This window comes from Vibrio splendidus, from assembly GCF_024347615.1.
Classification (GTDB): domain Bacteria; phylum Pseudomonadota; class Gammaproteobacteria; order Enterobacterales; family Vibrionaceae; genus Vibrio; species Vibrio splendidus.
On sequence record NZ_AP025508.1, the window covers coordinates 1,637,537 to 1,663,100 of the forward strand.

The 25,564-nt window shown below is 43.9% G+C and carries 23 protein-coding genes; 10 read left to right on the forward strand and 13 right to left on the reverse strand.

What is annotated here, in order from left to right; genetic code table 11:
- Positions 1-27: 27 nt before the first annotated feature.
- A complete protein-coding gene (locus OCU90_RS07275) occupies positions 28-600 on the reverse strand; it encodes a YceI family protein (protein ID WP_061025305.1) in 573 nt (190 codons plus the stop codon).
- 302 nt (positions 601-902) lie between these two features.
- Here OCU90_RS07275 and OCU90_RS07280 point away from each other — a divergent pair, with 302 nt between their 5' ends.
- The gene (locus OCU90_RS07280) at positions 903-1,619 is read left to right on the forward strand and encodes a DUF1826 domain-containing protein (RefSeq protein ID WP_061025303.1); all 717 of its coding nucleotides are present in this window, start codon (positions 903-905) and stop codon (positions 1,617-1,619) included.
- Positions 1,620-1,702: 83 nt separating this feature from the next.
- Here the strand turns inward: OCU90_RS07280 and OCU90_RS07285 are convergent, their stop codons facing one another.
- Both OCU90_RS07285 and OCU90_RS07290 read right to left on the reverse strand, forming a co-directional pair.
- The gene (locus OCU90_RS07285; protein ID WP_061025301.1) at positions 1,703-2,065 is read right to left on the reverse strand and encodes a VOC family protein; all 363 of its coding nucleotides are present in this window, start codon (positions 2,063-2,065) and stop codon (positions 1,703-1,705) included.
- Between the two features lie 115 nt (positions 2,066-2,180).
- Complete coding sequence (locus tag OCU90_RS07290; RefSeq protein WP_061025299.1) at positions 2,181-2,882, reverse strand: helix-turn-helix transcriptional regulator; 702 nt, start codon at positions 2,880-2,882, stop codon at positions 2,181-2,183.
- A gap of 336 nt (positions 2,883-3,218) precedes the next feature.
- Here OCU90_RS07290 and OCU90_RS07295 point away from each other — a divergent pair, with 336 nt between their 5' ends.
- A complete protein-coding gene (locus tag OCU90_RS07295) occupies positions 3,219-5,105 on the forward strand; it encodes a methyl-accepting chemotaxis protein (RefSeq protein ID WP_061025297.1) in 1,887 nt (628 codons plus the stop codon).
- A gap of 120 nt (positions 5,106-5,225) precedes the next feature.
- Here OCU90_RS07295 and OCU90_RS07300 read toward each other — a convergent pair whose 3' ends face one another.
- Positions 5,226-6,071: an alpha/beta fold hydrolase gene (locus tag OCU90_RS07300; protein ID WP_061025295.1), complete on the reverse strand. Its 846-nt coding sequence runs from the start codon at positions 6,069-6,071 to the stop codon at positions 5,226-5,228.
- 143 nt (positions 6,072-6,214) lie between these two features.
- On the opposite strand from OCU90_RS07300, the gene OCU90_RS07305 reads away from it, so the two are divergent.
- A complete protein-coding gene (locus OCU90_RS07305) occupies positions 6,215-7,060 on the forward strand; it encodes a LysR family transcriptional regulator (RefSeq protein WP_315973120.1) in 846 nt (281 codons plus the stop codon).
- A gap of 5 nt (positions 7,061-7,065) precedes the next feature.
- On the opposite strand, the gene OCU90_RS07310 is transcribed toward OCU90_RS07305, so the two are convergent.
- Complete coding sequence (locus OCU90_RS07310; RefSeq protein ID WP_061025291.1) at positions 7,066-7,467, reverse strand: ACT domain-containing protein; 402 nt, start codon at positions 7,465-7,467, stop codon at positions 7,066-7,068.
- Between the two features lie 477 nt (positions 7,468-7,944).
- Here OCU90_RS07310 and OCU90_RS07315 point away from each other — a divergent pair, with 477 nt between their 5' ends.
- On the forward strand, positions 7,945-9,537 hold the full coding sequence (locus OCU90_RS07315; RefSeq protein WP_061025289.1) for a S8 family peptidase: 1,593 nt from the start codon (positions 7,945-7,947) through the stop codon (positions 9,535-9,537).
- A 166-nt stretch (positions 9,538-9,703) separates the two neighbouring features.
- Here the strand turns inward: OCU90_RS07315 and OCU90_RS07320 are convergent, their stop codons facing one another.
- Positions 9,704-10,597 carry a LysR family transcriptional regulator gene (locus OCU90_RS07320; RefSeq protein ID WP_061025287.1) on the reverse strand — a complete coding sequence of 298 codons (894 nt, stop codon included), beginning with the start codon at positions 10,595-10,597 and terminating at the stop codon, positions 9,704-9,706.
- Between the two features lie 176 nt (positions 10,598-10,773).
- Here OCU90_RS07320 and OCU90_RS07325 point away from each other — a divergent pair, with 176 nt between their 5' ends.
- The 3 genes from OCU90_RS07325 (at position 10,774) to OCU90_RS07335 (ending at position 15,093) form a co-directional block, all read left to right on the forward strand.
- Entirely contained in the window at positions 10,774-11,676 is a 903-nt protein-coding gene (locus OCU90_RS07325) for a Vmh family MBL fold metallo-hydrolase (protein WP_061025285.1), read from the forward strand.
- Between the two features lie 297 nt (positions 11,677-11,973).
- A complete protein-coding gene (locus OCU90_RS07330) occupies positions 11,974-12,789 on the forward strand; it encodes a TauD/TfdA dioxygenase family protein (protein WP_061025283.1) in 816 nt (271 codons plus the stop codon).
- A gap of 255 nt (positions 12,790-13,044) precedes the next feature.
- Entirely contained in the window at positions 13,045-15,093 is a 2,049-nt protein-coding gene (locus OCU90_RS07335; protein ID WP_061025280.1) for an ATP-binding response regulator, read from the forward strand.
- A gap of 219 nt (positions 15,094-15,312) precedes the next feature.
- Here the strand turns inward: OCU90_RS07335 and cqsA are convergent, their stop codons facing one another.
- Together cqsA and OCU90_RS07345 are read right to left on the reverse strand one after the other, a co-directional pair.
- Entirely contained in the window at positions 15,313-16,494 is a 1,182-nt protein-coding gene (gene cqsA, locus OCU90_RS07340) for an alpha-hydroxyketone-type quorum-sensing autoinducer synthase (RefSeq protein ID WP_061025278.1), read from the reverse strand.
- Positions 16,495-16,810: 316 nt separating this feature from the next.
- Positions 16,811-18,193 carry an aminotransferase-like domain-containing protein gene (locus OCU90_RS07345; protein WP_061025276.1) on the reverse strand — a complete coding sequence of 461 codons (1,383 nt, stop codon included), beginning with the start codon at positions 18,191-18,193 and terminating at the stop codon, positions 16,811-16,813.
- Between the two features lie 103 nt (positions 18,194-18,296).
- On the opposite strand from OCU90_RS07345, the gene OCU90_RS07350 reads away from it, so the two are divergent.
- A complete protein-coding gene (locus tag OCU90_RS07350) occupies positions 18,297-19,193 on the forward strand; it encodes an EamA family transporter (RefSeq protein ID WP_061025274.1) in 897 nt (298 codons plus the stop codon).
- Positions 19,194-19,398: 205 nt separating this feature from the next.
- On the opposite strand, the gene OCU90_RS07355 is transcribed toward OCU90_RS07350, so the two are convergent.
- The 4 genes from OCU90_RS07355 to OCU90_RS07370 form a co-directional block, all read right to left on the reverse strand.
- A complete protein-coding gene (locus tag OCU90_RS07355; protein WP_061025271.1) occupies positions 19,399-20,409 on the reverse strand; it encodes a CobW family GTP-binding protein in 1,011 nt (336 codons plus the stop codon).
- Complete coding sequence (locus OCU90_RS07360; RefSeq protein ID WP_017092536.1) at positions 20,399-20,959, reverse strand: LbetaH domain-containing protein; 561 nt, start codon at positions 20,957-20,959, stop codon at positions 20,399-20,401. Before OCU90_RS07360 ends, OCU90_RS07355 begins: the two co-directional genes overlap by 11 nt.
- Before the next feature lie 62 nt (positions 20,960-21,021).
- A complete protein-coding gene (locus tag OCU90_RS07365; protein WP_004734850.1) occupies positions 21,022-21,477 on the reverse strand; it encodes a Fur family transcriptional regulator in 456 nt (151 codons plus the stop codon).
- Positions 21,478-21,694: 217 nt separating this feature from the next.
- Complete coding sequence (locus tag OCU90_RS07370; protein ID WP_061025269.1) at positions 21,695-22,453, reverse strand: helix-turn-helix domain-containing protein; 759 nt, start codon at positions 22,451-22,453, stop codon at positions 21,695-21,697.
- A 128-nt stretch (positions 22,454-22,581) separates the two neighbouring features.
- On the opposite strand from OCU90_RS07370, the gene OCU90_RS07375 reads away from it, so the two are divergent.
- Entirely contained in the window at positions 22,582-23,313 is a 732-nt protein-coding gene (locus OCU90_RS07375) for an SDR family NAD(P)-dependent oxidoreductase (protein WP_004734852.1), read from the forward strand.
- 523 nt (positions 23,314-23,836) lie between these two features.
- A complete protein-coding gene (ihfA, locus tag OCU90_RS07380) occupies positions 23,837-24,133 on the forward strand; it encodes an integration host factor subunit alpha (RefSeq protein ID WP_004734853.1) in 297 nt (98 codons plus the stop codon).
- 207 nt (positions 24,134-24,340) lie between these two features.
- Here the strand turns inward: ihfA and OCU90_RS07385 are convergent, their stop codons facing one another.
- On the reverse strand, positions 24,341-25,330 hold the full coding sequence (locus OCU90_RS07385; RefSeq protein WP_061025268.1) for an ABC transporter substrate-binding protein: 990 nt from the start codon (positions 25,328-25,330) through the stop codon (positions 24,341-24,343).
- Positions 25,331-25,564 lie beyond the last annotated feature (234 nt).

The following is a 25,564-nucleotide window of genomic DNA, read 5'->3' on the forward strand; positions in this document are numbered from 1 at the left end:
AGGTCTAACTGGGTTGGTGTGAACCCATTATTTATCGAAGAGCAGATTGAAGCTTAAAGGGATTTTGTCGGAAATCGCTAACCCACCAACGGTAGCTGATAGCTTGTTCAAGTTGTCTGTCGATATTCCAAAATCAGCGCCATTGACGATGATTGTCGAGGCTGAACTAACCATCACTAACTCTTCTGATGGAACGATTAAAACGGGAAAACCAATCGTTTTTGTCACGCCGTGCAAGGTAACCTCCGCTGCAATGGTTGTTCTTTTTGGGTCACCAGACAACATTGACGGTTCAACTTTTCCAGAGATTTTCACTTCAGGGAAAGTCATCGATTCAAAGTAAAGCTCATTGAGTCGCTGGTCGCGAATAGCCACGCCAGTACTCACACTTTTCAAATCCAACAATATGGCAAATTGACCCGCTTCGGTAAGGCCACCAGATAAAGGCTTGATGGATGCGGGCTCCACAACAAACTGCTTCTTAATGGTTGCGAATGTAATGTTCGATAACTTGGGATCTAACGTGTAGCCCGTTTCTGCAAAAGATGGCGCAGAAATGAGGGTACAAAACAGACCGAGCGTAGGTATTAGTTTTTTCATAAGTGGTCACCAGATTGATGAATTTACAGGTTTAACGTTATGGAGCCGTTTGCTTAAAGAACTTCTTTGGCACATCTTTTGGATCACATCTTTGGGAAAATAAAGATAGATAAAAGCTTAGTCTAGCATTCACCAAATTACCTGAGGAAGGTAGAACATCGCCATATTATTGGAACCATGATCGGCTAAGTTACTTGTGTATTTTTAGTTATGTTATAACATAACTAAAAATCACTCTTACTGCCAATAGCGAGCGTATTGGTGAAAGGGGGACGATAAGCATGTATCAAGGAGATGACGTAATGAATGCCGTGTTAACCAAGCGTTTGACAACCAATAGCAACCAGCCACTTAATATTAGTTCGGCTGTTAGTATCAAAGATCAGGCGAGTCACAAGGCATGCGTTAGTGCTTCGGAGCAGCCCACGGTATTAGCCGACATCTATCAAAGTGACATCAACATCGCGATTTGGCAGCGTAAGTTTGATACTGATTTAATAGGTGACATTGATGAGTTTATCGCGTCGAATCCAAATTTTAGTAAGTCTGTTAGCGTGTCACCCGACAATGCCTACGATAAGTTAGAATTCTCGACAGACGGAACGGCTTCTAAAGCGCTATTAGAAAATATGGCAGAGTTGGTGGATATGTTCTGTTGTTTATTTGAGCTTGAAGAAGTAGGGCTTCGTCTAGCGGTTTTAAATAAGGCAATGTGTCCTCGTTTTCATTTTGATCAAGTACCTTGCCGTTTGGTGACGACTTATCATGGTGTCGCGACGCAGTGGTTACCTAACTATGCGGTCGACCGATCGAAGCTAGGGCGAGGAGCGAACGGACAACCAGATTCTGCTTCAGGCTTATACACTCATGAATCTGATATCCAGCAAATGGTGAGTGGTGACGTAGCGCTATTGAAAGGTGAGAGTTGGAGTGGCAATGAAAATGCGGGCCTTGTGCATCGTTCTCCCGTTACTTCATCTGACGAGACACGATTATTGCTGACGTTAGATTTCGGCTAATAAGCTTTTTTATGAGATGAGATGAGATGAGATGAGATGAGATCAGATGAGCAAGCGGTTAAGTGCAGCTTGCTCTTATTGGTTTAAGCGAAGACGCGGATACGGTGTCCGTCTGGATCAACAGCAAGGAAGTTGATGCCGCCATAAACCGACTTTTCTGGTTCTTGTTCAACCTGAATGCCTTTCTCTTTCCACGCTTTATAGAGGTTTTCCAGTGTCTCTTTATCAGCAACAGGCATGGAGAGCTCAGTGCCGCCACCCTTGATGTTACTTGCTGGTGTTAGAACGTCAGCCTGCTTGAGTGTGATTTTAACGTTGTCTGCAAAGTCTAGAGCAGCAAAGGTCGGTGATAGAAGCTTTGGCTCGCAATCAAAGGCTTTAGAATAGAAATCCATGCTGCGGTGAATGTCAGTGACATAAAGAACAAATGAATCGATGGTAAACATAGTAGCTCCTGAACTGTTCAATTGGGTTTGCCGTGTTGGTTTCAGTTAACTCGGTTTTTGTGTTGAGCCCGGTTTGGGACCACAGCAATGTATCTAACCCCTGTGACAGTTTTTGTCAGTAGCGAATCACTTTATCTGCAATGCCTTCCATGTTCTGCCAATCTTTGATCAAGTCGTGGCGCGCATGCTGGTACTTTTGCTCAAGTATTTTCCATTCGGTAATTCTGTCGAGCCTGAAATTACGATACGCACTTCGCGTTTCACACCAAGCGACCAAGACATATTGTTGTTCGAATAAGCCAATCAACATTGGCCAAACGATTCTAGAGCTAATCTTAGCTTTGGCGTCTGTGTAATGAATCTCAGCTTTGTTCTGTTGCTTAATTGCGAACTTGATGTCCGACAGGTCAATGGTTAACTCTGCGACTTCAATGATTGAAGCAACACGCACGATATCTTCACTGCGTTTGGCCTGGTGGTCAGCAGGTAACACAGCAGAAATCTTGGCAATGGCATTTCTAGCTGACTCACTGAATTCCCCATTGGCTTGCTTCGCTACCCATTCCGCGCCAAGCCGTAACGCTTCCAATTCTTCCGTTGAAAACATCATCGGAGGGAGAGTGAAGGTCGGTTTTAACAGATAGCCAACTCCTGCTTCACCATCAATTTCAGCACCTTGTGCTTGCAACGTCACGATATCGCGATAAATGGTGCGAGTACTTACATTGAGTTCTATCGCCAAGTAGTCGGCGGTAACTGGGTATTTATGGCAACGTAATAGTTGGAGTAGGTCAAAGAGACGTTGGCTTCGGGACATAGGAAAACTCAGACGACAGAATGAACGATTAGATTAATGGATCAAAACTCGTAACGCTATTTAGGTTGTGAGAAATGGCGTGTTCTGCGCCTTTACCAGCCCTAAAGTTTGACACCTACCCGTTGAACTTATTCTCGTCTCTAATTCAAAACTTAGAGTTCACCATTCTCTAAATCAATGGGTTACGATGCGTGCTCTTACTCACACATATGAATAATTCAACCGGTTAGCTGGTTTCTTAATTTATTTTAAAGCGTAAAATATATCCCGCTTGCAAACCGCTTTGGCAACCAATTTGTTCGCCACGGTTTTTTACTTCCAAATTATAGGTTTCCTATGTTCAAGAAACTCTCGCTTAAAAATAAGCTGGCGATTTCAGCCAGTATGGCCATTATCCTGGGGGGGATTTTGGTCGAGGCATTGTCTTTTCGTGCTTCATTGCAAAGGTTGGATACAGAAGTTGAACAGCGTTTAGAGGGCGCATCGGCTTCTTACAATCAATATGTATCGGATTGGATCTTATCCAAAGAGCGTGCGCTTACTTCTCTTTCGAAAGAATCCAAACAAGAAAGCTTGGTGACTCATCTAAAACAGGTTCGTGACTCAGCTTCTTTTGATAATGTCTTCTTGGCATTTCCTGATGGTTCGCAAAAGAACGCGAACGGAGTAGTACTGCCGCCGGGCAATGATGATCCCCGTTTATGGGGGTGGTACACCAATGCGGTTGCGAACCCAAGCAAGGTGTTCATGGATAACCCAACGGTTGCTGCAGCAACTGGGGCGAACGTTGTTTCATTAGGAACAGCAATGCAACTGCATGGGCAACAGGTTGTGTTGGGTGCTGATGTAGAAATTACAGACATCTTAAACAGTCTAGAGCAGGTGATTCTTCCTGGTGAAGGTTACATGTTCATCGCGACCAACAAAGGCACGGTTTATACGCACCCTGACACTAAGTTACTGAACAAGAATATCAGTTCACTTGGGTTAAATTTCTCCGATGTACAAAAGGCTCTGACTAGCGGTAAAGACACTTCTATCGAGCTGAATGGCAGCGACTATGTTCTGTACGCACGTGCTATTGACGGAACGAGCCTGATTACAGTGAGTGTTGTTAATCATGACTCTCTGGTTGCACCGTTATTTGATGCAGTGATTGGTCAAGTTTTAGTGACACTGCTGGTCGTCATTGTATGTACCATACTGTTTAACCTTTTGTGTACTATTCTATTCCGTCCGTTGAACCACGTATCTCAAGCATTGGCGCAAATCGCGAATGGTAGCGGTGATTTGACTCAACGCATTCATGTAGAAAACCAAGATGAAGTGGGCGAGTTGGCTCATAACTTCAATACCTTTGTTGGAAGCTTACAGCAGTTGATTGGCCATATCCGTGGGCAGTCAGAACAGCTAAATAGCCAGTCAGAGCAAAGTACTCAACGTGCGAACCGTTCTGTGGATGAGCTTAACCATCAACAACAAGAAATCACAATGGTGGCAACGGCTGTAACGGAAATGGCCTGTGCAACTCAAGAGATTGCATCGCATGCTGAGCAAACAGCAAAAGCGGCACAAGACTCAGCGACAAGCACTAACAGTGGTCACGCTCTGGTCGTCGACACTAAAGGTTCTATCAATAACCTAGCCAATGAAGTGAACGAAGCAGGTAATGTGATCAGCGAGCTAAACAAGCATGCTCAAGAGATCTCGACAGTACTCGCCACGATTCAAGGTATTGCTGAGCAAACCAACTTGCTTGCTTTGAATGCGGCGATTGAAGCGGCTCGTGCTGGTGAACAAGGTCGTGGCTTTGCTGTGGTAGCGGATGAAGTACGTGTGCTTTCACAGCGTACCCACTCTTCAACAGAAGAGATCAAATCAACAATTGATATCCTGCAGCGCACAACGGCGCAAGCGGTTGAGCTTATGGAGAGCAGTTCTAAACTGGCGATACATTCAGTAGAAGATGCAGACAGAGCTTCGCATGCGCTTGAAGAGATCAATACTGCAGTTGCTTTGATCAGTGATATGGCGACTCAAATCGCGACTGCAGCTGAAGAGCAAACACACGTGACGGGTGAAATTACCCAGAACATTACGACCATTAAAGATGTCACTGACCACTTAGTTGTGGGCGCGCAGGACAGCTTAACTGAGTCGAACGAACTTAAGAGCCAAGCCGCTGGTTTAAGCGACAAAGTGGCGACTTTTAAGCTTGCTTAACTGTTTCATTCGCTGATGCCTGATCAGTGAGTAATCGGTAAGCAATAAGCCAAAGCGACGTAGATTACGTCGCTTTTTTTGTGGCGATTGTTAGATGGTAGAACAAGATAAGTCACTGACTCAATCGAGTAGGTGGTGGCACATTAGTTCAACAAAACTCACAGGCGATTCAAGCATTGGGGTATGCGACACGCCTTCAAGCTCAATAAGTTCTAATGATTTAAAAGCTCCCCATAACTCCAACCAAGTACTCAAAGGTGCGACACTGAAGTCGAGTGTGCCAATAGCAACAATAACTTCGAGCTGATTAACCTTAGGCAGAGTCGTTACATCTATATTGTCAAAGATATCCCCCCATAGCGCGTCAAGTAGTGCTGTATTGGTGTGTACTTGCTCCCAAAGGGGAAGTTCATTAAAGTTCGGAACCGCCCAGCGCATAGGGCTTAATCGATTACATAGATGGACAAACTTTTTATGTGGTTCTTTGTTTATGTCGTGTTCGAGCTTACCAATATTTTGTTTAAATAGGCGCTTTCGCTCATCTGACGCATGACTTTCCCAGTGTGAAAACTGTTTGGCTTTCATCTCTTTAGATAAGCTTGGTGATGCTCCAACAACCATAACCTTCTCAATATGAATATTGGAAGAACTGGCGAAGTGAAGAGCCATGTAAGCATGTCCGGAATGACCAAGAACACTGGCTCTTTGTATATTAAAACTCTCGCAGATAGCTTCGATATCGTCAGAGATAATATCTAAATTAATTATCTGATTACCTTTTCCCGTTAAAGCAAAGCCACGATGGTCTAGATATAGGCAGGTAAAGTAGTCGTGTAGCGCTTTCGGTATTACTCGCTTGTAGTAATCAACACTACCAATAATCAATAAGTTTGGTCCTTCGCCGTGTTGTTCGGCTTTAAGTTGATACCCATCGCGCTTGAAGATTATCTGGTTTTCAGTTTTCATCACTCTTAACTCACATCGTTTTTTTGAACCTTATCGCGATAGATAATCCTGATAAATAGGCTAATATGAGATTCAGTATTGGTGATATTGGGATAATAAGATTGGAAAGGATCGATAACGCTTGGTTAAACTCATTCCTTTGTGTGTATGAACAGAACAGCTTCATCAAGGCTTCGGAGCGCTTGTTAATTCCGAGCTCTACGGTAAGTCGTCATGTTCAACAACTTGAAAATGAGATTGGCAATAAACTGTTTTATCGAACTACCCGCAAGGTTACGCCAACCTCAGCGGGCGAGATTCTGTATGACGAGATAAGAGAGCCGCTTCGTCGCCTGAGTCAGACGTTGCAAAGCCTCACCATTTCAACTGAATCAGTAAAAGGAAGTATTCGCTTAAGCACGCCAGACGTTCCGTTCATTGGCGATGTTCTTGCTGATTTTGTGGTCGACTATCCCAATATATCTCTGTTCTGTGAACACAGTACGTCCATCGAAAGCGCACTCAACAGTGACCCAGATATCGTGATTAGCTTTGAGCGAGGATCGCTGGATGATAGGGATTGGATTTCTCGTCCTTTATGCCAATGGGAGAGCGTAGTTTTGGCTTCTCCAACTTGTTTGGAGGAACATGGAACACCAAGTAAAATTGAAGAGTTAAGAGTGTTGCCATGTATCTCTAGCTTTAAAGCTTTTGGTGGCAATCCTTGGGTATTTAGTGGGGCAAAAGACGACTCGAAGGAGCTGAATATCAAGTCAAACATTAATGTCGATGGTGGGTTTATTGCGAAAGCCGCTGCGATCCGCGGGCTTGGTTTTGTTGCTTTACCAAGAGAGTTTTGTCGTGAGGAAATAGAGCAGGGCACATTGGTTGAACAGCACTTGGATCACCAATTAGCGCCCTTGACGATATATATTCATTACCGTTCGATGAGTTATCACACACATCTAACTAAGCTGTTAGTCAACTTCATACGTGAACGAGTAAACTGATCGAGTTATTCAGCTTCTGAAAACTCTCTAAGCGCGCTCATTGCGGCTTCAGCTTTGTCTTTCTGAACGAAGATGTGGTCGTGATAAAAGCCAGCAATCACGTTGGCGCTAATGCCATATGAGCCTAGCTTGGTGGCAAAGGCTGCGGTTAGTCCAACCGCTTCTAGGCTCGAGTGTACCGATAAAGTGATCATGCTAAACACACCGTCGAAACTTAACTGCGCTTGAGTCGCCACTTTTTCTGTCAGCACCAAAGTTAACCCTTCTCTTTCTCGAAAGGTCGCGATTGGTTCGAGTTGAACATAATCTGCCAATCCCCCGTCTACAGTACAAAAAACGTAATCACCTTCAATGAGCTCTGGTGACATGGACTTTAGCAGAATGTCTAAATCGGTAATGGCGGTCATCGTCTTTTTCCCTGCGTAATCGCGTTTGTTTATGGTGTTGGATAGTGCAGCCAAGATAGAGGTAAGCTGTCGGCGAGTACAATTAATAATATTTATTCACTATAAGCACGACTAATCGTCTGTAATTTTAATTCTGTATTTTCCAGATTTTGCAGCGTTTTGATGTGTTATTTGTCAATAGTGAAGATCATTCCGCTTTCATACACCATTTTTATCTATGCATTCAACTTTTATTGAAATTAGAGCTTTTGATCAAATTATATAAATTGCGCTTGCATAAGCTTTTCAAAATAATTTGTTCCAACTCGAAGTTCCTAGTGAGATGAATATAAATTAATAAGCAACCTCATTGGTATTGTCTTAGGTTGAATTTGTAACACTGTTGCTTCACGTATTGAGCGTATAACGCTAGCTGTCTGCATTTTCGTGTTTGTCGTAGGTAACAACCAACAAACCTAAAATATCAAGGAACAAGCTATGTTAAAGAAAGTATTAAGTTGTTGTATTACAGCCACATTTGGTATTTATTCCGCATCAAGTCTGGCTCAAAGTTCTGTTATAAATTCTACTGAAAACTCACAACAACCTATTGCTCCACTGGTGTTGGCTTCATCAGATGATGCGATCACTGATCGCTATATTGTTGTATTGAAACAACCGCAGATGCTAATGAATGACGCGGCTGGATTACAGCAGTTCACTCAACAAACGGTAGGCCTCATGGCTAATTCGTTTTCAATCAAAACAGACGATGTTTTTGATAGTTCCATTATTGGCTTTGTGGCAAATCTAGACGCACTTCAATTAAAGCAACTCAGACGTGATTCTCGGGTGGAATACATTGAACAAGACCAAATACTCAGTATCGATCCTGTTGTTTCGAATGAAGCCGTTCAAAGCAACGCGATTTGGGGGCTAGACCGAATAGATCAGAGAAACCTTCCTTTGGATCGAAACTATAATGCTAACTTTGATGGCTCTGGCGTCACAGCATACGTGATTGATACGGGAGTTAATAACAACCATGAGGAATTCGGCGGGCGCTCGGTTTCTGGCTATGATTTCGTAGATAATGATGCTGATTCGAGTGACTGTAATGGGCATGGTACCCACGTTGCAGGAACGATTGGCGGCAGCCAGTATGGTGTGGCTAAAAACGTTAATATTGTTGGGGTAAGAGTACTTAGCTGTTCGGGTTCAGGAACCACATCCGGCGTGATTTCTGGTGTGGATTGGGTAGCACAAAATGCATCAGGGCCTTCGGTCGCCAACATGAGTTTAGGTGGAGGTCAATCCACTGCATTAGATAGCGCGGTGCAAGGCGCGATTCAATCTGGAGTGAGTTTTATGTTGGCGGCAGGTAACTCAAATGCCGATGCTTGTAATACATCACCAGCTCGTGTACCAAGTGGTGTAACGGTAGGCTCAACGACCAGCTCTGATTCGCGTTCAAGTTTCTCGAACTGGGGCAGTTGTGTTGACCTATTCGCACCTGGGTCTCAAATTAAGTCAGCTTGGTATGATGGCGGCTATAAAACGATTAGCGGAACCTCCATGGCGACGCCACATGTTGCCGGCGTTGCAGCCTTGTACTTACAAGAAAACAACGGCTTAACTCCGCTTCAGCTTACAGGGTTACTGAACTCAAGAGCCTCGGAGAATAAGGTTTCTGACACAAGAGGCACCACCAATAAACTGCTATATAGCTTGGCAGATAGTGGTTGTGAGCCGGATTGCGGTGGTCCAACACCTGGACCGGATCCAGATGGAAAGCTAGTCTCTGGCGTGCCGGTTAATGGATTAAGTGGCAGCCGAGGACAAAAGGATTACTTCTACATGGACTTACAACAGGGCCAGCAGCTAACAGTGGTCACCATTGGTGGCACAGGTGACGCGGATCTGTATCTACGTTTCGGAGATAAACCAACGCTTAGTACGTGGGACTGCCGACCTTACCGATCGGGCAACAGCGAGAATTGTACGGTGAATGTCACCCAAAGCGGCAGATATCATGTGATGTTGAACGCTTACTCGGCTTACAGTGGCTTGACGCTCCAAGCAAACTTTTAACTTTAGGTTTGAATCACAGCTTAAGGAAGCCAAGTTACTCACTAGTTTAGTCAGTTCAAAAGACTGGTAGCTAAAGCCCACCTTGTTGTGGGCTTTATTTTTGAGTCCTAATGTAATTCTTACTACTGTGTCGCCGTGTTATTTATGAGGACGTTGAGTTGCGACATTACCAGCTCTTAGACTGTTCCATATCGTCAGATAGGTGATCAATAAAGGCTCTTAACAGCGGAGTGACTTGCTTTCGCGTTCCGTAAACCGCGTGCACTCCAAGTGTTTTAGGTTGCCACTCAGGAAGTAATGACACTAATAGACCATCTTGTATCAAGCCTTCAACGGAAGGAAAGGGTAATATGCTGATCCCATTGCCTTTGAGTGTGGCAGAAAGCAGAACCTCAGAGGTGTTGGCACTGATATTTCCTTTAATCGGCACAGATTCCAATCCATTAGGACCATTAAACGTCCACGCGGTTTTACCAAAGTAACTGAATGACAGACAGTTGTGGTGCGCTAAATCTTGAGCGTTTGATGGCGTACCTTTCTCTTTTAGATATTGAGGAGATGCGCAAATCACCGAGCGACATTCACCTAGCTGCTTCGCGACAATATTCGGTGTTAGTTCGTTGGTAATGCGAATTGCCAAATCGATGCGTGATTCAACAAGATTGACTGTTTGATCAGTAGAAACGATATCAATTGAGACCTCTGGCCATTTAGCGATGAAGCGACTGATCACGCCCATCAGGAAACTATCGACAATGGAGTAACTGGCGGTAATACGCAGTTGGCCTTTTAAGTGTTCGTGGCTTTGGTTTCGAATACCCGCTAACGACGCTTCAAGGGCAAGCAACTCCCTTGCGACTTCAAGTGTTTCTTTACCCGCGTTGGTTAAGCTCAAGCTTCGAGTGGTTCTATGAAGCAAGCGCGTGTCCATCCAGCTTTCGAGTTCCCCCAAATAGCGCGTGACTTTGGTTCGAGATAGATCAAGGTGCTCTGCTGCTGCACTTAAACTGCCACGTTCAACGATGGTGACAAAGACGTTCATTGCCTCGAGTTTATCCATTGTTCTAATTACCCAATGATTTTTGAATCTAATCGCTACAAGAAAATCAGTATATGTCCGAAAATCGCAACAGTGAAAGTTAATTTGATGTCTATTTCATCTAAATCCAATCAAATAAGATGTTTGCACACTCAATGAGTTGGCAGGCGTTCAGCTCGAAATAACGGAATCAAGCTATGAAAAAGTTATCTAAAATCCTTCTATCGAGAACCGCGCTTTTAGGATCGATGAGCCTAGGAGCAATGTTGGCAGCATCGAGTGTTGTCTCTGCTGCTGAACTAAACATCACTCATTACAATCCGGGTGAAAACGCGATATTCCCCGCAAGCTCTGTGTTGGTAGCTGGTGAGAAGGAAGTGATTTTGTTTGATGGGCAATTTAGCGTCGCAGATGGGCAAAAGCTGGTGGATCAAATCAAAGCGACTGGCAAAGAGTTGTCGATGGTTTATATCAGCAGCGGCGACCCAGATTTCTACTTTGGCTTAGAACCGATTGTGGCGGCGTTTCCAAACGTCGAGATCGTAGCTAGTGAAGCGGTTGTTGCACATATCAAACGCACTAAAGATGCAAAGCTCGAATACTGGGGCCCAATCTTAGAAGGCAACGCACCGTCTAAAGTCATTGTTCCAACCGTGCTTAACGACACCACGCTGAGCATAGAAGGTGAAACTATCGAAGTGAGAGAAATCAATACACATCAAGCTTACCTGTGGGTTCCATCTGAAAAGACCGTGTTTGGTGGAGTGTCGGTTTATAGCGGTGTGCATGTATGGATGGCAGATACTGCATCGAACGAGATTCGTAGCCAGTGGGCACAATCATTAGAGCGCATGAAAGCACTTGAGCCTGAAGTTGTCATTCCGGGTCACTACTTAGGTGAAATGCCAACGGGTACTAATGGCGTTCAATTTACATTGGATTACGTGGCTGATATTGAAAAGGCGTTATCAAGCACAAGCAATCCAACGTCTGTAGATATCAGTGATTACATGAAGACAGCTTACCCGCAATTTAAGGTAACGGAAGGCGACCTAGAACTGGGTGCTAAAGTGTTAAGCGGTGAGATGGAGTGGCACTAAGTTCATTATCTCGGTTGTATCTCAGAAAAGCTTGAAGATTGTGTGCTAGATTTAAGTTGATACACAACTGGAGATATCGATGATCTGGCTTTCGGTGAAGGTACTACAGATTGGACTTGTCTACGGATACAGGAAGTATCAAAAAACGAAAAGAGCGCCAGTTTAGGGGCTCTTTTTTTGTTTTCCAAGTAAAGCCATTTTATGTTGAGTAGGATTGAAAGAAATGGCGTATTTGTCCGGTTTAATAGTCAGTATCTAAATTGACTCTGAAATGTCACATCATCAATAAGCGAATTTATGTTGAAAATCGAACCCATTACCCCTCACATCGGTGCTCGTATCCATGGAGTCAATCTCGCAACATGCAGTGCGACTGAACTTGATGAGGTTTATCAGGCGCTTGTAACCCATCAAGTAATTTTTCTGGATGATCAAATCCTTTCGCCAGAGCAGCATCTGGTGATTGCAGAGCGATTTGGACAACTCGAACCTGCGCATCCTTTCTTTCCTCGCGTGGAAAGTGCACCTCAGGTCAGTGTGATTGAAACAACGCGGGGCAATGCTCCGATGGAAAGTTATTGGCATACCGATTTAACGTGGCGTAGCCTGCCATCTAAAGCTTCTTTGTTGCATGCCCAACATATTCCAAGCGTAGGCGGGGATACGATTTGGTGTTCGATGACCGCAGTGTTTGATTCATTAGATGAAGGTATGAAAGCAAAGCTGAGATGCTTATCGGCGACTCATTCGCTGGTGGCTTTTGAGGGTATAGAGTCGGATCAGATTGAGCTTGATTGGCATAAGTCGTTAATTAAAACCGCACAGGAAAATCCACCAGTAATCCATCCTGTTGTTCAGAGCCATCCGGAAACAGGTAAAGAAACACTTTATATCAATGAGCAGTTTACTCGTTATATCAATGAACTCGACCGACAAGAGAGTGATGTTTTGCTTAACCAACTGTTCGCAATTGCACGACGCCCTGAGTTTCAAGTTCGTTTCAAATGGGACAAGGGATCAATAGCGATATGGGATAATCGAGTAACTCAGCACTATGCTGTGATCGACTACAGCGATACCCCAAGAAAGATGCATCGCGTTACAGTGACATAATGGTAAGTAAGAGGGGGAATTGGTGTAAGCGCTAACGGACAAATCTTAGGAACTCATGTTTAGTGTCTGAATTAGAGTATAAAACTGAGACTTCATTCATCTTAGTCAATAATTAAAACAAAAGCGTTGATACATATTTGATTGAAACCTCACTGCTCGGAGGTGATGTGTAATATAATCGAGGCCAAAATATAAGAATAAAAATCAAACCATAGAATTAGTAAACGTTAGGGCTTAGAGAATAAAGAATTTCGTATGAACGCTATTCGTAAAGTTTATCAGTACGCAGAACCAAACCTTACTCTCGTGGGTTGGATGGGCTTTGTCGGCTTCCCAATTTACTACATAGTGTGGGAGTTCTTGTTCCCTCAACCTTATGAAAACTTAATGCTGCGTCTGTTTTGCTCAGTGTTATTTTTCGGCATTATCTATCGCAATCGTGTCCCATTTGAATGGCGAAAATACCTTCCGGCTTATTATCAAGTTGCAGTAACTATCTGTTTGCCAGGTTTCTTCTTCTACATGCTACTCATGAATAATTGGTCCAACGTTTGGGTTATGTCATTCATGTCGGCCATTTTCCTCCATATTTTATTAGTGCACGTGACAAGAGTGATGTTTGCACAAACCTTTGCCGGTATTGGGATGGCGACCTTGTGCGCTTGGATTGCACAAGGCTTCTACCTAGAACTCACAATGGATTGGACGCATGTGCCAATCTTTTTGTTTATCTACTTATTTGGCAACTTGTTCTATTTCCGCAATCAGATGGAACACGAGAATAAGGTGTCGTTGGCGAAATCTTTTGGAGCCGGTATCGCGCACGAGATGCGAACCCCCCTGAGCGGTTTGTTGACCTCTATTGATGTTATGCAGTCCATATTGCCGAACCCTAAAAGTGGTGATCACAAAGGGCAATATGCTTTAAGCAACGAAGAAGTCATACAGTTACGTGAAGTGGGCGATGAAGCGATGGAGATCATTCACTCAGGTAACGAGACGATTGACCTGTTACTGACTTCAATTGATGAAAACCGAGTATCTCGATCTACCTTCAAGAAGCATTCAGCTCAAGCGGTGATTGAGGGTGCGATAGACAGCTTTAACTACAAGCGTTCAGCCGATAAATCAGCAATATCTTTAGACGTACAGAGTAACTTTGATTTCTTGGGTAGCGACACTTTGTTGAAGTACGTGATGTATAACTTGTTCAAGAACGCATTCCACCATCGCAGCCCTGAAGATTTTCATATTCATGTCACTATGTGTAGTGATGAAGTGGCCAATCAAATAATGGTTACCGATAACGGATCAGGCATCTCAAATGATGTGATTCGACGCATTTTCCAGGACTTTTATACTACTGGCCAATCGGGTAATTACGGCTTAGGTTTGCCATTTTGTCAGAAGGTAATGCGCTCGTTTGGTGGTGAAATTAAATGTCAGTCTGAAGTGGATCAATGGACACAGTTCACGATGACTTTTCCATCGTTGTCTTCCCATTCGGTGAAAGAAATCAAGAGTGAACTGACTAAACTTAAGACTGTGCTAATGGTGAGTGATCAGAAAGTTCTCACCAATAAAATGACTGAGGTAGCCCGTTTTATGGGTTTTGAGCTCACGGTGTTGGATGTAGCATCAGCGCTTAAAAATAAGGAATACCAGTTCGAATTCGACTTGATATTCGTTGACATGGAGAGCTTGGATTTAAGAGCAAGTTGCCTCGATAGGATTGAATCTTTACTTTCATTCACTGAAGCTCGAATCATCTATTTGTATGAACATCACCCAATTAAACGTGTCCGAAACGTTGCTTTTGAACCTATTTGGGTGGAAACACAAGTTTGGCTACTGAATACCAAGGCGACCATTGAACGCTTACTTTTCGACTCCAACTATGTGATGCCATCAGTTTCTGTAAAACCGTTAGAAGCTACCAATAAGCGCACGATCATGGTGGTCGATGATAACGAATCTCTGCGCCGATTTACCGCGATGTTATTGGAAAAGCAGGGCTTTGATGTTGTGCAGAAAGAAGATGGCCAACAAGCATTAGACGCGTTGGATAGCGACGAGATCGACTTGATTCTGATGGATATCGAAATGCCCATCATGGATGGAGTGGAAGCTTCACGCCGAATTCGAAGTGCTAACAAAGCATACTCTTCAGTGCCAATTATTGCTCACACAGGTGACAGCTCGCCAGTCACTTTAGAGAAAATGGAATCGTCAGGCATGTCAGACTTTATCGTCAAACCGGCAGATAAAAACCGACTGTTCGACAAAATTGCTCACTGGATTTGATTTGTTGCACCGTCCGGTTATCCAGCTGAGCTAGATGAATAGATGAATAGATGAATAGATGAATAGATGAATAGATGAACATAAGAAAAGAGCTCAGCAATTCGCTGGGCTCTTTTTGTATCGCGACATGATAGCGTCCATTCAGTCCTGCCGTTTATATTGCTTATCGGAAGGGGTCTTATCTTTCAAAGAATCCTGTTGTGTGAATTGCCCTTACAATCACACGAACTCTAATTCCGGATGATTGTACGCTTCATGACAAACGGTGAGCACATGGTCAATATCTCTTGGTGTCATGTCGGCATTGACCGAAAAGCGGATGATGTTTTTGTTCTTGCCCGTCGCGGGGCGGCAGAAAACCGCACCGAATACATCTCGTTCTTCGAGGAAATCACGAACACGTTCGGTGTTTCTTTCACTACCACACTCTAGTGCCACGATTTGAGACTCGCTGCGGATGTTAAAGCCAATCCGTTTGAGACCGGTAGTAAGCGATTTAGCGCTTTTGAATAAGGCTTCTCGTTTGTCTTCTGCGCCTTTTATTACCTCTAATGTTTTCTCTAAACGAACCACCTCTTGTGGTAACACGGTCGAGCTGAAAATAGCTGGATACGCGACAAAAGGTAAGGTTTCTGAAAGCTGCTTCGGCCCAAGAATAGCGCCTGCACGATAAGCAAAGGTTTTAGCCAAACTGACGGTAATGAAGTCGACTTGATTAGTGAGACCCAATGCGTGAACTAAGCCAGCTCCATTTTCACCATGCGTACCCAGTGAATGCGATTCATCAACGACGACGGCACAATCAAATTCCTGCGCCATTTCGTAGATGTCGCGTAGTGGGGCGATGGTGCCGATTGTGCTGTAAACCGAGTCGACCACAATAACGCCTGAGCCGTGGCGCTCTAACTGTTTGCGCAGGTGATTCATATTGTTATGCATAAACGGGTGGGCGAGGGCGCTTGCAGCGCGAATGCCTTCCCAAAGCGACATGTGTGCAAAGAAGTCAATGTACACCGGTGTGCTCGGTGGGCAGATGGTTTGCAATAGCCCAATATTAGCAGCCCAGCCAGACTGAGAAAGCAAACAGCTCTCCATTCCGACATAGTTCGCGAGCTCAGTTTCGAACGCAGGTTTAGACTGCACATCTTGTAAGAAAATTGCAGACATCACCACGTTGTCATCGTGTTCACTGATCGCCGCTTGGTGAGCTTGTTGGATCGGCTTGTTGTGTGACAGCGCTAGGTAATCATTGCTCTGCATGACAACAGCGTTGGGCTTAGGTCGTTTGCCCAAAACCAAATGCTTTTGGCTTTGGTTCTGGGTAATTAGGTCTTGAATATAGAAGTTCAAGCGTTCTTCGATAAAGGAAGGTAGTGGTTTGGTTTTTGTTTTATCACTCATAATAGTTCTCTTCAAATACAGGAAAACGCCAGCGCTGACGGCTGTATATTGACGATTAAAAGTGAGGTGTCATTAGCCAAGTTGCATATTTTTGTGCGTGCTTGCAAACTCAGTATTTAAGGGTTTTGAGGCGAGTGATTTTCCTTACGGTTCGGGGCTTTAACCTAGTTCAGATGGGAATAATAACCTTCTTTTTTATGATAAAAGGCTATTAAAATTCGGTGCTCGAATGGCTATGAAAAGGTCGATTATGAAAAGCTACGGTGTGCTAGCTTTGTTTATTACCTAGCACGTATTAGCTATGAATTAGCACGTATTACCTATGAATGTGAATCAGTTCTATTAAGTCGTCCAATTGCTGTTTGGCTTTCCCCTCTAACGAGTAACCAATATTGATGCGTAAGCAATTGCTGTAAAGGTCGAGAGTGCTGAACAGGTGTCCAAGCCTGATATCAATGTTCTGGTCGGCAACTGCCTGAGCAAAGGTTGATTGGTTCAAGTTGGGTATTTGCAGCCAAAGTACCATGCCACCTTGTGGGTTACTTATCTTCACATCTTGAGGAAGATGCTGAGCTAAATAGCTTAGGTATTGCTGGCGTAATGAAAGGATTTGAGCACACCTTCTTCGAACGTGTTTTGCGTATTGACCAGATTCGATAAAGTCAGCAACCGCAAGCTGAGTCGGCAGGGCAACGCCATAGCTTGCTGCAGAAAACTGAGCCTTGTATTCGTTGATAAACCTACCCGGTAAGCACCATCCTAATCGGTAGCTCGGTGACAGGCTTTTCGATACTGATCCACACCATAATACATAGCCGCCTTTGTCATAGTATTTTGCTGGCAGTGGCGTGTGTGAGGAATAAGAAAGCTCCAGATACACATCATCTTCAATGATCGGCACTCGATAGTGATTCGCTAATTCAGCCAGTTTCTGCTTTTGAGTGGCTGACATGTTGATCCCTTGAGGGTTCATATGAGAGGTACAAAAGATCGCGGCATCCACTCGTTTATTCTTCAAATGTGCTTCCAGTTGTTGCAAGTCGACACCATCATCTAGAGACGGGATCTCGATGATTTTTCGCGACATTTGTCCGAGCAATTCCAGAATACCGTTGAAACAAGGAGAGCTAATCGCAATGGTGTCGCCTTCTTTGGTACACGATTCAAGTGCAGCTTTAATCGCCGACATGCAGCCAGCCGTAATCACCATCTCTTCAGGTGAAAAGTGAACATCGAGCTTGGCAAAATGAGTGGATAATGCCTGTCGTAACATCGGCTCACCTTGTGTATCTGGGTAATGGTTGAGCCTGTTGCTCATACGCCTAATAGCGCGGCGGAAACTACGCTCCAGTTCTACAATCGATTGTTCATCATTGGTGGTGCTAGAGACCCCTAAAGGCCCATTGATTGAGTTGTGAGTCGAAGAAGTTTGCTTGACGCTCGACACCTTACTCTCAAACTGTGCCCACTCTGGGGTTGAGTGAGCAGGTTTATGAGGAGAAACAAAATACCCTGCTTGCGGTCGAGAATGGATCCAACCTTGTGATTCTAATTCTTGGTAGCAGCTCACCACGGTCGACATGCTGATCGCCTGTTGCTTGGCCAATTGACGAAGCGAAGGCATGCGTCCGCCTTCCGGTCTTTTGCCTGTTCCTATTTCATCGATAAATTGATTGGCTAGCTTTCTGTAGATGCTCATTGTCACGACCGTTATTAACTGTACTGGTTTTTATTATGAAAATTGTATCTGTACTGGTTTTATTGTTCAAGGGATACTCATTCAAAACAAAGGAGGGGTGAGTATGAAAAGAAATGATTTGTTGTTAGCGGTATTCGTTATGGCAATTTGGGGGTTTAATTTCTCGATGATCAAAATGGGTGTGACCAACGTTCATCCATTATTGGCCACTGCTGCGCGTTTTTCGCTAGCGGTGATTCCGGTGATATTTTTTGTGGCGAGACCTAATGTCGCTTGGCGCTACTTAGTCAGTTATGGCTTTGTGTTCGGTGTGGGAATTTGGGGTATGGCTTCATGGTCGATTACTGCGGGTTTGTCTTCGGGGCTTTCATCGGTCTTGCTTTCAACCAACGTATTAATCGGCATGGCGGTTGGCGTGTGGGTGTTCAAGGAGAATGCTTCCGTTCGTAAATTAATGGGTGCGATGCTAGCCATGTGTGCGTTAGCGGTGTTGGTTTCCGCAGCAACGGGCAACGTGACACTCAAAGGTGTTATCTTGATTATGATAGCGGCATGCAGTTGGACCTTGATGGGCGTGATTGTTAAGGCATCTAAAACCACTCAGGCTTTTGCATTTAATGTGTGGGGGATGCTGTTTGCTCCGGTGCCATTGGTGTTGTTTGCCGTGATGTTACACGGTGACCAAATTATCTGGCAGGGTATTGAACAATGGGATTGGAACACGACGATTGCGGTGCTGTATCAGGCTTATCCAACCACGCTATTTGGTTATTGGGTGTGGAATAAGCTGCTAATCCAATACCCGTTAAGCACGACAGCGCCGTTAACCTTGCTAGTGCCAATATTCGCGTTGATAAGTGGTTACTTTATGTATGACGAAGTATTGTCAGTCGCTCAAGTTGTTGCATCTGTACTGTTTCTAATCGGTATCGGTTTGATTGTGAAGCCTGCTAAGGCTTCTAATACTCAAGCTACAACGAAACTCGCAGAACAAAAGTGATTGATAAGCGGGCAGCATTCAATGAAACGGATAGAGTTCAAATGCTTTGAATAACAAATAAGGCCTCGCATTTGCGAGGTCTTACTCTATGTCGAAGAAGTGAAGTTACTTAAAGCATCAATTAACAGCACTCTATTCACTTGCTCTCAATTAACTAGCTCTTAATTCAGAACTCTATTAACTAAGCGATCAGGTAACTAAGCGATCAAGTAACCATACACTTGAGCAATTGGCACTCTAGGTCTTCATCTATTTGGTACCCGATCACTTCAATTCTGGTTTCGGCACACTCATCGAGCTCTGATTCCGTCAAACCATCTTCTGTTAAGTTGTAGCCGAAGATACCACTTGGGGTAATGAATACCGCTTTCATTCGCTCTGCTTTTAATCCAACTAAAAAGTGTCTCAAACGCTGGTGGTCAAACAATTTCTCTGCTGAGAATCGCCAACCAACGCTTTCAAAACCTTCACCTTGGTTGGTCGCTTTGATCATGCCGCTTTCTGGCATCGGTAATTCTGAAGCGAGCGGCTTTTCTTGTTTATGGGCGTGGTGTTGATGATGGTGATGTACTTGTTGACCGAAGAAACTAGTGTCTCCTTCGAACTCTTCAAAAGGGATCTTTCCATGATGAGCGAAGACCAACTTGGTATTCGGGTGACAAATCTCGGTGACGTAATCAGCCAGTGCTTCGGCGTCGCCATCTTGATATAAGTCGACCTTGTTACCAACCACCGTATCGGCAATAGAGATTTGCTGATTGAAGGTATCGTGATTTGAGTAGCGAAAATCAGAGAGCTTACGCGCATCGACTAAGGTGACGTTCTTCTGTAGTGACAGGACTTTACGGTAGTGCTCAGAAGACAAAACTTGCAGCACTTCTTTAGGGTGCCCAAGCCCTGTTGGTTCGATTAACAAGCGATCTGGTTTGGCTTCGGTAAGCAGTTGATTGAGTGCGATTTGCATCGGTAAACCTGCGGCGCAACACATGCAACCGCCAGGTACTTCACGAATGAACACTTGTTGTGTGGTCTGGTTGCCTTGAATCAAGCTACCATCAACGCCGATTTCTCCAAACTCATTCACTAGCACAGCCCAGCGTTCATTTTCTGGTTTGTTCTTCATTAAGTTGAGAATCGCAGAGGTTTTTCCTACTCCCAGGAATCCGGTAATAATGTTGGTTGGAATGCCTAACATAGGTGACTTATCAGAGCTCATTGGCAATTCTCCTATAGCCTTGAACTAGGGTGTGGTTGGCTGAAACCACAGACTCTGAAAATGCAGAGTATTCGGGTGGCACTTTTGAGATGCTATTTAAATCAAACCCTGACCCTATATTGGTCATTGGTGGCACATGGAAGCTTTCCGGTAAATCGAGCCCATCTACCACACAGTTGTGGCGAATCACGCAACCTTTACCAATCACAGCATTAAATACCACCGAGTTGAAGCCAATAAAGACATCGTCACAGACTTCACAAGGACCATGAATGATGGAGCGGTGAGCGATAGAAGAGCGTTCTCCGATGGTAACCGCTGCTCCTGCTTTAGAGTGAATAACCACACCATCTTGAATATTGGTGTCGCGCTTAATCACAATCGCTTCCATGTCACCTTGTTCGTTAACCTCGTCGGCACGAATGACGACGTAGGGGCCGATAAACACGTTATCTTCAATGATGACTTTGCCACAGATGATGGCAGTCGGATCAATGAAGGCGGTTTCGGACACGTTTGGCATATGGCCGCTAGGGTTTCTTCTTAACATATTGAGCTCTTTTATTTTTTCGTAATGCCACTGGGCATACCACCATTGATGGCTCTGGGCATTTATGTATCGACGCATTCATCGCATACGCAGCTGATCTCTAACTGCGGGCTTATTACGGTGAAGCCTTCTTGCTTTGCGTGAGATTGAAGATCGCGAATAATGGAAGGGGCGATGGTTTGCTCGCTGATTTTGTCGCACTTAGAGCAAATCAAAAATTGCGGGATACCGTGTTCATGATCGCAAAGGATATGGTCGCAAAGTATGTACTTATTGGAGACTTTTAGTTTGTGCGCTAAGTGCTGCTCTTCGAGAAATTCTAATACCCGGTAAACCGACATCGCTTGAACGTGTTGATCAAAGTGTTCCTTACAATATTCAACGAGTTCATACGCAGACAGCGCTCTGTCGGCATGAACCAGTGCACGCAGTATCAACAGTCTCTTAGCGGTAAACTGTTTTCCGTTTGTTTTACAGCCATATTTTACGTGCTCGATGATCGCTTCGATGTCTCTCATTCAATCCACAAAATCAGTGATAATATAGAGATGTTATAACATAACAATTGATTATGGAAAACAAACTAGTTACGGAAAAAAACTTTTTGCTTTGTCGTTGTTTAGGGGTACTACTCAGGGTGTTCGATATATTCTGGGTTAGGTACGCGGTGGGGAGGTTCACTAAGCAGTAATAGGGAAGAGATTACTGCGGGATAATAAGCGTGTTGAGCTGTTCCTAAACCAAGTTTACTGGCTTTTTGAGTGTTGGGTGGAAAATACCCTTGGCACCCATATCGACAATGGCATAGTCGTTTAACCCTTCGGTCATTCGACTGCGTGATTGGCTGAGTTTTACGGTCTTTAACATTAATTTTTCAAGTTTAAGGTTGTAGTCTTTAAATTCTTCTTCGGTCAGCCTAAATTTGGTCGTAATAAAGTACGCTTGTTTGTTGTCAGCACTAATATATTGCACCGCTTGTTTCAGTGCATCGATGACTTGATTCTTGAACGTCGCGCTAAATCGAGCGTGTTCAGAGAAAGCCGTATTTGAAGGCACAATGACATGGAACTTTAAGTCGAATAACATCGCAATCAGTTTTAGCTGTTCAAGCTTTCTTAGGTAGATATGCAGTGAAGGTTTGTTTAAGTCAAAACGAGCCATTAACTGTTGAGCATTTGTCCCTTCATTAACGATCTCTTGAAAAATAGTAAACAACGCAGGCTCTTCACAAAAGGCCGCATCTTGTTCATCAGTAAATAGTGAGGCTGAGGCCAATGATTCTTCTGCCTCAGAGAGAATTGCGGATAGAGGGCGTTGAATTAATTCGCATATCTTTTGTAACTTTAGAATGGAAAGCGATTGGTGGCCATTAAGAAGCCGTTTGATACTCACTTCAGACATTTCAGTGAACTCTGAAATCTCTTTATAAGAGATGCCTGTCTTCTTTAAATGCCGTTTTATAGCGCTACAAATTTCTCGGTTGAGCGTATCCATCACTTTATCCTGTTACTTATTTATACCCTCAAGGTATCACATAGTGTCACTTTTGTTATTTGTTTTGAATGGGAAGAGGCTATTAGCGATACTAATTTAGATGGTTAATACTACTTTGAGAGATTACGATGGATTTGGGATTAGATAATATCAATGTTGTTGTTACAGGGGGCTCGAGCGGAATTGGGGCGAAAATAGTGGAAGGGTTTGCCAACGAAGGAGCGAACATTTGGTTTTGTGGTCGTTCTCAACATCGAATCGACAGGTTGTATGAGCTGCTCGGAAACACGGCGGAGCGAGTTGTTGGCAAGGTCGTTGACGCCCATGATCCGGCTCAAATGAAAGCTTGGATTGCGTCTATTCCTCGCATAGATGTTTTTGTTCCTAACGTGAGTGCACTTTCTGATGAGTGGGAAGATGTACTGCAAAAGGACATTAGTGCAACGCAGCATGCCATTACGTTGGTTTTACCCAAATTGCTTGAATCGGATTACGCAGCAATAACCTATATTGGATCGAAAGCGAGCGGATATACCGCTTGTCACGCTAATGCTTATGGGGCAGGGAAGGCCGCACTAGCCCATTACATGAAATCTCTGGCTTTGACCTACGTCCGTAAGGTACGGGTTAATACCGTTTCACCTGGAGATACTTATATTGCTGACGGCCTTTGGGGTAAGTGTAAGCGAGAAAAGCCTGAGACCTTCCAGAAAGTCCTCGAAAGAAACCCAATGGGTCGATTAGCAAACCCTGATGAAGTTGCCAACGTGGTGACCTTTATTTCTAGTCCTGCTGCGAGTTTTGTTTCTGGGGCAAACTGGTACGTAGATGGAGCATCGACCAGCCATGTTCAATACTAGCTGTATCGGCTAGGTTGTTTATGCAGAGGTGAGCTTTATTATGTTAACTTCTAAACAAGTAACTCCGTGGGAAGCGTAACTCAGTAAGGTTTTATCCAGGCTAATTCGAATTAAATGCTGAAATGATACAAATCTCATATTTAATAACGCTTATTTAATAACCTCTGTTGAGTTCGATATCAAATCAAGTGGCTGATTTTATTGGGTATCGGAGAAAAGTCTCAAAAATTATCATTTAGGTCTCTAAAGTATTAAATTCTATTTTTAGTCAATTAATAGGAGTGTTGTTCTATTTGATGGTGGTTAGGTAGATGTTTTTTAGCCATATATGTGACTTTACAAGCGACTTATCTTTCTGATTTGAAAGAATAATTAAATAGTTGAGATAAAAAAGTTGGCGAAAATCAGAAGCTTGGCATACACTTTCCTTGTAAATGACCTTATCTCATTGATTGAATAGGGTAAATGCTTTGGCGCTACTGGCGATGGTAGCAATGTATAACATAGCTTTGAGGAAAGTTTTATGGCACTCACTAAAGCCGATTTGGCTGAGAACCTGTTTGAAACACTCGGATACAGCAAGCGGGATGCCAAGGAAACGGTTGAAGTGTTTTTCGAAGAAGTTCGTAAGGCACTTGAAAATGGCGAACAGGTAAAACTGTCTGGTTTTGGTAACTTTGATCTTCGTGAGAAAAACGAGCGACCTGGTCGTAACCCGAAAACTGGTGAAGACATTCCAATTTCTGCTCGACGTGTTGTTACTTTTAGACCGGGACAAAAACTAAAGGCCCGAGTCGAGAATATTAAAATCGAGAAGTAGCCAAGCAATAGACCACGCCTAGCGTGGTCTTTTTGTATCTGCATAGAGTCTAAGCTAAACGCATTTCTTTAACTTTGAGTAATCTTTCTCAAACTCTCAAACTCTCAAACTCTCAAACTCTCAAACTCCATCTTCTTTTTGTTCCCCGTAACGATCTTACTTTAGATGCGAAAACAGAGAGTAGGGCTCTGCCTTTGAATCTTCAATCTAAAGGGCTTGTTGAACCTTACTTGCGATCTCTTCAGACACCCAAGGCTTCCAAACTTCTGGAGAGCTTTCTAAGAAGTAATACATAGCTTCTTCTGCATCTGCTTGATTGTCTTCCATCCAAGCTAACATCTGGCTCATTTTCTGATTGGTGAAACCACGTTTCTGGAAGTATTCGTAGGCAAGAGGCTGGCTCGTTGCGAAGCTCTCCGTTGTTACCGTGTGAACCGGCGCTGGTGGGAACATCGTCACTTTAGGTGATTCACAGTCAGGCTGAGTAGTGCAGTTTCGAAATTCCTCGACGTCTATACCGCTACCAAAATCAACTTTAACCATCTCATACTTACCTAGCGCAGGCGTAGGTGACCAGTAATACCCAAACCATGCTTTTTTGCGTTCGTAAGCTTTCGCTATCGTACCAGCTAAAGCGGCACCTGAGCCGGGATCAACCATTTCAAAATTGTGATCTTCTAACTTAAGCGCATCAAACAGGTGGCCGGAGGTAATCTGACAAGTCCAACCTGCAGGGCAGCTGTAAAACGCAAACTTCTCATCATCTTCTGGGTGTTCAAACAGCTTTGCGTTTTTAATCACACCTTTAATTGTTGTGAGCTCTGGATACTGTTCAACAAGGTAGTTCGGGACCCAGAATCCTTCTTCACCCCCATTAACCAGCGACTTACCTGCATAGCGTAACCGTTTATCCGCTACGCCTTTATCGAGTGCTTCTTTGATTCCGTTTGTCCAAAGTTCGGGCGCGACATCTGGCTGACCTTTTTCGATCATAGAGGTACCCGTTGGAACGCTATCTCCGGGGATAAGTTGTGCGTCGCAGCCATAACCTTCATTAAGAATAAATTGGTCTACGTGTGCTATTAGGCTTGCCGAGTTCCAGTTCATATCAGCTATCGTGAACTCACCACACTCATTGGCATGAGAAGGTAACGCTAGAGCGGAGAGCACGAAAATCGCAGATGTTTTGATTTTCATATGACGAAATCCCTTTAATTGTCAGATGGTTGAAATTGTATCTAAGCAAAAAAACTTAAAGGGATAAAGAGCAATCACCCAGATATTTGTGACTTATTTGAACTGACTACGGTCGGTCTGTTTCTGAGTTAGATGAGAGGGGTTGGAATAAAAGATAAACCACACATTTAAAATGGACAGCTAGGCAGTATGTATTCAACGCGCCTTATTTGTTTTTGAAATCCGTTCAGTGAG